The following is a 7,808-nucleotide window of genomic DNA, read 5'->3' on the forward strand; positions in this document are numbered from 1 at the left end:
CAGGTGCCAACGGTTAGGTTAAAATAGAGGTCTGGTTTAATCTCCCGGAGATCAATAATTACACGAAGGAAAGCTTCCAAATCTTTAGCGTATTTTTCTCCGGCTCCGGCCGCCCCGTTCCCGGCGCCTACGCCATCAAACTTAAAGCTGACCACGCCCTGATCCTTAACAAAACCTTCAGTGAGTTTTTTAAAATAAGTAAAATAATTTTTATCTGCAAGGCTCAGGCCATTGTCGTTAGGTTTGAATGGCAGGTTCAAGGTCTTAATACTGGCCAAGCGACTAGTTTGTTCATCACCATACCCGCCCCATGGCGATACCCAAACACCCATATTTGAATTGTATTTTTTTGCCAGTGAGTCCATATGTTTGAACCCATTTGGTAATTGATTGCTGAAGTACCAAAGTCTGTTGTAATCATCCCAGCCACTGTCCCATAAAAAGGCACTAATTTTTGTCTTACGTTTCAGTACCAGACTGTCTCCAAATGTTTTGATACGGTCCATTGCATTTCCCTCCGTGATTTCTTTGCGATCGTAACCAACATCATACCAGGAGTTGTAATGAGGAAAGGCCCGGTAGGGTACTGCCCTCACTTTCTCGAGATAGTAAAGAAAGCCCCTGCGGAGTTGTTCCGCAGGGGTGGTTCCCCAGGCTACGCTAACCTCAAATCCATCTGCTTTATGGAGTGCAGCTGAAGCTGCAAGGCTAGTCTTGATTCCGGTTGAGCTGACTTGGCTCTGTGCCATCGGATGTTCAAGGGCAAAGAAAAATGGCCCGCAAAGTACTGGCGAACCATCAACTTTTCCGGAAAGTTCAGGCTGGTATACTTTAGGGATATTTACCAAGGTGAGATTGGTCACCAGCTGCTTAGAATCGTTGACATTGAAGTTTTGTTGTATGAAATTGCAGTCGTTGTGCAGAGAAATGCTCCAGGTTATCTTAATGTTTCCTGATTCATCTGACATTTGATAGACCAGTTGCTTCCCGGATAATCTGTCCAGCATCTTTATTGCATTAGGGTTTGCAGAGACATCTCCATTATTTTTGCTTGTGATGTGAAAATCGGAAGCATATAATGTTTTTCCGTTATTAAGTTTCAGTTCGAATAAGCAGGTATCCTTTAAATCTGTGCGTTTAGATAAAACTTTATCTCTAAAGGAGATCTTATTTATCCGATCATTTACCAGACTTATACTCATTTCAAGAATATTGTTGCTTAGTACATTGTTAACCGCCGATATGTTGGCCTTGTCTGGTCTTTTACCCGCATAATAGACTTGTGCCATAGAAGAAGAACAAGTGTGCAGAGAAACAGCTATAAAAACCAGGACAGAAAGAATGTGTTTTTTCGAATTTTCCATTTGAGCATAATAATAATGGATTTAGATGGAAATTTCCTGAACAAACGTTTGCGTTAATTGATTCTGTCTTTGAGAAGCTTTTAATAGACAATGTGGGTTGGATTGTAATAATATATTAAAAGGCCTTATAATTTTATAAGGCCTTTTAATATATTATTAGGTACTTCTGTTAATCAGTTTAAGAAGAATTGCTATAACAGCAATAACCAAAAGTACATGGATTATTCCCCCGGTATAATAGCCTCCTAAAAAGCTGATTGCCCAGATAATAACCAAAATAACTGCGACGACATAAAGTAGATTTCCCATAAAATTAGTTTTAGTTTGATTAATGAACATAAACTAGCTTAAATAGTTTAGAGAAGATGACGATTGTTACCTAAGGGAAACCTTTTCAAATCGTTCAACTCTTAACTGACCGAGAATATAGATACTGTTAAAAGTATAACCTGTAAGTCCTTCGTTTTTAAGAAAAGTAAGAATTCTAGGCTTGATAGCTATAAACAAGGAAGTGCAATACAATTCAAAATTGTTTATAATAAATTTCTTCTGATAGGCCTCAGTTAAATAATCGAAATTAAAGACCAATTGACTGGCGTGATTCAGCGTGATGAGTCTTTCGTGATCAGTTGCTGCCTGACTTAGGTACTTATTACTGCTAACGAAGCTTCCGCTTAGTCGGTTAAAACTCTTTATTTGTTCTTCATTGAAGTTCATATTGCCCGCAAATTTAGCTGATAATGTCCCGCAGATTTAAGAAAAACCAAGATCTTTGAATAATAGCTCTTTGTAATTACTTCCAATAGGTATTTCATTATGGTTAATAAAGATGCGATTGCCTTCTATATGGCCAATTTTAGATTTGTTAATAATAAATGAACGATGAGTTCTTAAAAAAAGAGACTTAGGTAGCAATTCTTCAAAGCTGGAAAAAGGCATTTTAGGCAATAGCGAATTGCTGGAGGTTATTATTTTGGTGTAGTTTCCTTGTGCTTCGGCATACAATAGTTCATTATATCTCACTTTATAAATCTTTCCATCTGTTTTAATGAATATGAAATCCTCTGCAATCGAGCCAGTTGCTTCACTTGCCTGCATGACTCCTTTAGGCTCAAGTTTCTCGAGTGCTTTATCTACAGCAATAATAAAACGATCAAAAGAGAAAGGTTTTAATAAATAATCGCAGGCTGCCAAATCAAAAGCATCAATAGCATATTCTTTGTAAGCAGTTGTGAATATCACCTGAGGCTGACCTTTCAGTGTTTTCACAAATGAAATTCCGTCCATTATAGGCATATTTATATCCAAAAAAAGAAGATCAATCTTTTGGTGTTGTAATACAGATTTCGCTTCAAGCGCATTCCCGCAAGAAGCTACAACATTCAGATAATCTAAATGGCTGCAATAACTCTTTATGATGTCTCTTGCAATCGGTTCGTCGTCAACAATAAGGCAGCTTATTTGGTTCATTACCTCATTTTAAGTTGTAAAGTAACATTGTAAAAAGAATTATCCTTTTTAATGTTTAATTCATGCTCGGTGGGGTAAAGCAAGCTTAATCTTTTAGTCACATTATCTAAGCCAAATCCACTGCTTCTATTAACGATGCTCGTCTCATTTTCCTCTTTTCCGTAAGAGTTTTTAACAGAAAAGAGGATAGAATTACCCCAGGTTTTTAATTTAATATCGATATATATCTTTTCGTCAATTGAGTTTTTAGAGTGCTTAAAGGCATTCTCAATAAATACAATCAACAACATTGGAGCTATCTTTATCTCGGGCACAATTACTTCTTCCATGTCTGTCGTTAATACGAGTCTGTCGCCAATTCTTATCTTTTCAAACTCAATATAATTATTGATGTAGGCTATCTCATCCTTTAATGGTACATATATTTCTGTAGCATCATAAACTGAATAGCGCAACAGCTCAGATAGTTTCAATAGAAGTGCAGGTATTTTCTCATGATCCGTAATTGAAAGCCCATACATGTTATTTAGGGTATTAAATAAAAAATGAGGACTCAGTTGTGATTGTAACAAATGCAATTCAGTTTTACTATGCGCAGCCATTTTTTTAGCCTCTTTCAATTGATTCTCCGAAACATCATGAACGATCTTGATTAATGCACCTAGTGCCAAGCTAATCAATACAAATGGAACCCATGATAGTAGTAAATTAATAGCGACCCTTCCGTGCAGTGGAAAATCGGCATGAAAAAATAACCATGCCACACAAACAACAATGGAGATACACAACCCTAGTGATATTGTTTTAGGAAGGATTTTTAGACGTGCAGACCAAATTTGTACAATATATCTACCTGTAAAAAGGCCTAGAAAAAAGAATACCGTTCCCGCGAAAGCTGCAGCTTCGTCTTCAGGTACCTGAATAGACTTAACATAAGATTCGATCACTAAATAGATTGGAATGGAAACAATAAGAGATAAGAATATATAAAGCGGCTGACCAAAGAAGCCAATCAATGATTTAAATTTTATGTCCTCTACAGTATTTCTGATATTCCTTGTATCGCTCATAAGCAACGAATTTGGAAAAGTTCTTTTGATCGATAAATATTTACTGACGAACCGGTCAGAATCATTGACCGAACCGCAATAATTGGGTACATAACTCTTTAACACCCCCAAATAGCTTTCCGTCAACGGATAGCCAAGTTACAACATATTATTTTTCAGAGCGAGCACGAACAACGAATATTTGATCCATCAACAACCTGACCGATTTAAAACCAATGGTAGTGAAACCAGATCTCATTTTCTTTTTCGCCTTGTTAGTCTCCTTTACTTCTTTCGCACAAGTAAAACCGGGAGTCATTTCTTCAACTGTAAAGGATTCAAAAAATGAAGCCATTATTGGTGCCACAGTACGCTTACTTAAAACAACAGATACTGCAGTTGTTGTCACAAAAATGACAGATGGCGATGGAAAGTTTCAGTTCATCAATGTTGATATAGGTGTTTACATATTAAAAATAACAGCCGTAGGTAAGAAAGAGTTCAATTCGGCCCCCTTACATATTATTTACGGTAAAGGTATTGACCTTCCCATGATCATCCTATTTCCGTCTAAAAGTACAGAGCTTAACGAAGTAGTTATAAAAGCAAAGCGACCATTAATTCAAATGGAAATAGACAAGACAGTAGTGAATGTTGATGCCATGATTAGCAGTGCAAGCAGTAATACCTTAGAAGTACTCGAAAAAACTCCTGGTGTTGTCATAAATGCTGGTGGCGACATCACATTAAATGGCCGGTCCGGAGTCATGGTATTGATTGATGGGCGTCCAACTTACATGTCGGGACAGGATCTTTCCCTTTATTTAAAATCACTTCCCGGCTCTTTTTTAGATAAAATAGAACTGATGGATAATCCTCCCGCCCGTTATGATGCTTCTGGAAATGGAATCATCAATATCAAATTGAAGAAAAATAAAATAGGCGGCTTTGTAGGAAGCATTGCTACTGGTTATTCGCAAGGAAAATATGGAAGGAGCAACAATTCTTTAAACCTGAACTATAACTATAAAAAGATTAATCTATTTGGTAGTATGGGCTATAGCTACGAGAAAAACTACAGTGACGACAATTTCACCAGAAACTTTTTTGATGTCAATAATGGACCAACATCAACAGTCTCTTTGCTGAACAAGCAAAAATCTAAAAGCGAAGGATTAAACACAAATCTTGGACTAGATTATGTGGCCACTACCAACACAACCTATGGTTTTCAGGTAAATTTAAACGACAATAAAAACATTGAACTTCTTAATTACTACAGTGATAATTACATCGCCGGGCAATTAGATAATATAGGCAAAGGGAATACCATCGGAGATAACAACAGAACCAACCTGGGCGCAAACATCAATTTTCTGCATAAATTCGGGAAAACAGGAAAAGAACTATCTGCTGATATAAACTACTTAAGTTATCGAAGTACCGGCATCAATCATTAATAAACAAGCTGTATCAATCAGATGGAACACCAATCAGCAACGATGAATTTCTTTACTATTTACCATCTAAAATAAACATATATACTGCTAAAGCAGATTATGTGCAAACCTTAAAAAACAATGCACGTTTCGAAGCTGGATTTAAGTCAAGCTTTGTAATTAACGATAACAACTCCGGTTATTATAACATTACTGATCATGGACAAGTTATTGATAATGGTAAATCAAACCACTTTAAATTCCGAGAAAACATAAACTCCGCTTATATTAATGCTCAAAAAGGATGGGAATATCTCTCTGTTCAGTTAGGATTACGCTTGGAAAACACTCAATCCAAAGGCCAGCAGTTAGGAAATGAAATCGTACAACAAAGTCAATTTAGTAAAAACTATACCCAGGTTTTTCCTACCTTGTTTCTAAACTACAAATTTGACACAGTTGGCCGAAACACACTAAACTTTAGTATTAGTAAGAGAATAAACAGGCCCAACTACCAATACCTAAACCCATTTCTATTCTTTAGAGACAGGTATTCATACACGATAGGCAATTCGGAATTAACACCTCAATATCAGTTCCGTTACGAGCTTAAATATCAATACAAACAATTGCTTAGAGTGGGTTTGAGCTATAATAGATTTACGGATGTAATTTTCCAAACCACAAAGGTGGTTGATAATGTTTTTATCAAGAAACCTGAAAACGTAGCTTTTGGTTACATGTTGCTGCTTAATAACAGCATATCATTAATGCCAAAAGATTGGTGGAATCTCAATTTAGAACTTCAATTTTCTAAAATGGGATTAAATGGGATGGCTTATGGACAAAAATTAAATCCGAGTACCTATGTGGCAAGGATCGGTGGATACAATCAATTTCAGTTTAAAAAAGGCTGGAGCGCTGAACTTAACTGCTATTATGCCAGCAGAGATCTAAATGGGCAAACCTTTACTTCTGGAATGTACAAAGTAAATGCAGGAATTCAAAAGAAGATATGGAAAGACAAAGGAAGTATCAGGATTAATATGGATGACATTTTTCATTCATGGGTTTATGAAAACCGTTCTGTAGGACTAGCTCGGGCCTATTCATTTCAAATCAGTGAGTCTGACACCCGGCGCATAGGTATTGCTTTAACCTATCGCTTTGGTAAGGAGGTGTTTAAGCGGAAAAGCAAATACACAAATCACACACTTGACGAAGAAAAGAGCAGGATGTGACCAGCAAACAGTATGTGTATTCATTATATGTGTTGAATAACATAAAATATTTTATTAGGCCTTCTATGCAATACATTAATCAAGTTAAACACAAATTAGGGCAACTTGAGTCATTTAAAATATCACTTTTTCAGCTTTTTGACTTTCTTGATATAGGCTTCTAAAAACTGATCAATGCCAGATGTCGTATAACCTAAAAGTCTTGAGTTTTCGCCAAGTTCAGAAGAAACAATAGTTGTTTTTTCTCTAATTTGAGTCATGCAATACATATTTATGGCCTGTTGCATAGGTAGCGTAATGTATTGCTTGGCTTCAGCGATTTTACCGCTTAAAATAATTAGTTCAGGGTTAAATAGCTGGATCAGCATCGATATCCCTTTCCCCATATTAGTGCCCACATTTGATAATAACTGGATGGCATATTGGTCGCCTTTGTTGGCCGCTTTAATAATAACGGCTGGTTCAATTCTTTCCAATTCTTCATTAGAGAGATTGTTAAGCATAGAGTTTTTGCCTGATAAAATACCTTCCTTAGCCATTTCTGATAGCGCATTTCCTGATGCAATGGTTTCTAAACAACCATGTTTGCCACAATAACACAATGCGCCGTTTTCCACAAAGGAGATATGACCCAGTTCTCCGGAGAAACCACAGGTACCTTGCCTCAATTTGCCATCCATAATGATACCCAGGCCCACTCCCCAGTCCATTAACAAGACCAGCACATTTTGTTTACCCTTGGCCATTCCATGCATAAATTCTGCCATTGATGAACCATTCACATCATTTTGTATCACTACAGGTAAATTCAGCATCTTTTCAAATGCGGCAGTTAGAGAAACATTTTCTCCATTACTTAAAAAATAACTGTAGTTTTCGCCCCTTTCAGCATCAATTAAACCAGGCATACCTACGCTACAGCCAATCAATTGTTGGTTATTGATGTCCGCAGATTTTAAGATATTCTGAATGTGGGTGTTTAGAATATTAAAAAAATCAATCCTGCTTTTTGAAATGGGTAGTAGAATAGTTTTAACATCAAGCACAAAGTTATAGTTGTTGTCTATAATGGCTATTTTGGTGTGAAATAGTTCGATATCAATGCAGAGAATCTGGATCTTTTTATCCATTAGGCAATAAAGATCAGGCCTTCGGCCGCCAATAGATATTCCATAACCCTTCTTTTCTATCCAACCTTCGTCAATTAAAGCAGTCAAGAGTTTCAATATACTGGGTGTACTCATA

General features: G+C 36.6%; 8 protein-coding genes. 2 read left to right on the forward strand and 6 right to left on the reverse strand.

Annotated elements, in window-relative coordinates:
• The 5 genes from VNZ46_RS12335 to VNZ46_RS12355 form a co-directional block, all read right to left on the reverse strand.
• Nucleotides 1-1,364, reverse strand: a 1,364-nt coding sequence (locus VNZ46_RS12335) for a hypothetical protein (RefSeq protein WP_325560435.1), incomplete at its 3' end; no start/stop codon positions are given.
• 156 nt (nt 1,365-1,520) lie between these two features.
• Nucleotides 1,521-1,673, reverse strand: a complete 153-nt coding sequence (locus tag VNZ46_RS12340) for a lmo0937 family membrane protein (RefSeq protein ID WP_108552824.1) — start codon at nt 1,671-1,673, stop codon at nt 1,521-1,523.
• Between the two features lie 66 nt (nt 1,674-1,739).
• Nucleotides 1,740-2,081, reverse strand: a complete 342-nt coding sequence (locus VNZ46_RS12345; RefSeq protein ID WP_325560436.1) for a hypothetical protein — start codon at nt 2,079-2,081, stop codon at nt 1,740-1,742.
• A gap of 36 nt (nt 2,082-2,117) precedes the next feature.
• The gene (locus VNZ46_RS12350) at nt 2,118-2,834 is read right to left on the reverse strand and encodes a LytTR family DNA-binding domain-containing protein (protein ID WP_325560437.1); all 717 of its coding nucleotides are present in this window, start codon (nt 2,832-2,834) and stop codon (nt 2,118-2,120) included.
• Complete coding sequence (locus tag VNZ46_RS12355) at nt 2,834-3,850, reverse strand: sensor histidine kinase (protein ID WP_325560438.1); 1,017 nt, start codon at nt 3,848-3,850, stop codon at nt 2,834-2,836. The genes VNZ46_RS12350 and VNZ46_RS12355 overlap by 1 nt, the downstream gene beginning before the upstream one ends.
• A gap of 275 nt (nt 3,851-4,125) precedes the next feature.
• Here VNZ46_RS12355 and VNZ46_RS12360 point away from each other — a divergent pair, with 275 nt between their 5' ends.
• Both VNZ46_RS12360 and VNZ46_RS12365 read left to right on the forward strand, forming a co-directional pair.
• A complete protein-coding gene (locus VNZ46_RS12360) occupies nt 4,126-5,343 on the forward strand; it encodes a carboxypeptidase regulatory-like domain-containing protein (RefSeq protein WP_325560439.1) in 1,218 nt (405 codons plus the stop codon).
• A gap of 32 nt (nt 5,344-5,375) precedes the next feature.
• A complete protein-coding gene (locus tag VNZ46_RS12365; RefSeq protein WP_325560441.1) occupies nt 5,376-6,563 on the forward strand; it encodes an outer membrane beta-barrel family protein in 1,188 nt (395 codons plus the stop codon).
• 122 nt (nt 6,564-6,685) lie between these two features.
• On the opposite strand, the gene VNZ46_RS12370 is transcribed toward VNZ46_RS12365, so the two are convergent.
• On the reverse strand, nt 6,686-7,808 hold a 1,123-nt coding region (locus VNZ46_RS12370), incomplete at its 5' end, for an ROK family protein (RefSeq protein ID WP_325560440.1).

It is taken from the genome of Pedobacter sp. (assembly GCF_035566355.1).
In the GTDB taxonomy this organism is placed as follows: domain Bacteria; phylum Bacteroidota; class Bacteroidia; order Sphingobacteriales; family Sphingobacteriaceae; genus Pedobacter.

Excerpts from the sequence above, each read along its gene's own strand:
- VNZ46_RS12345 (WP_325560436.1), bottom strand. The coding sequence starts at position 2,081 with ATGAACTTCAATGAAGAACAAATAAAGAGTTTTAACCGACTAAGCGGA.
- VNZ46_RS12340 (WP_108552824.1), bottom strand. The coding sequence starts at position 1,673 with ATGGGAAATCTACTTTATGTCGTCGCAGTTATTTTGGTTATTATCTGG.
- VNZ46_RS12350 (WP_325560437.1), bottom strand. The coding sequence starts at position 2,834 with ATGAACCAAATAAGCTGCCTTATTGTTGACGACGAACCGATTGCAAGA.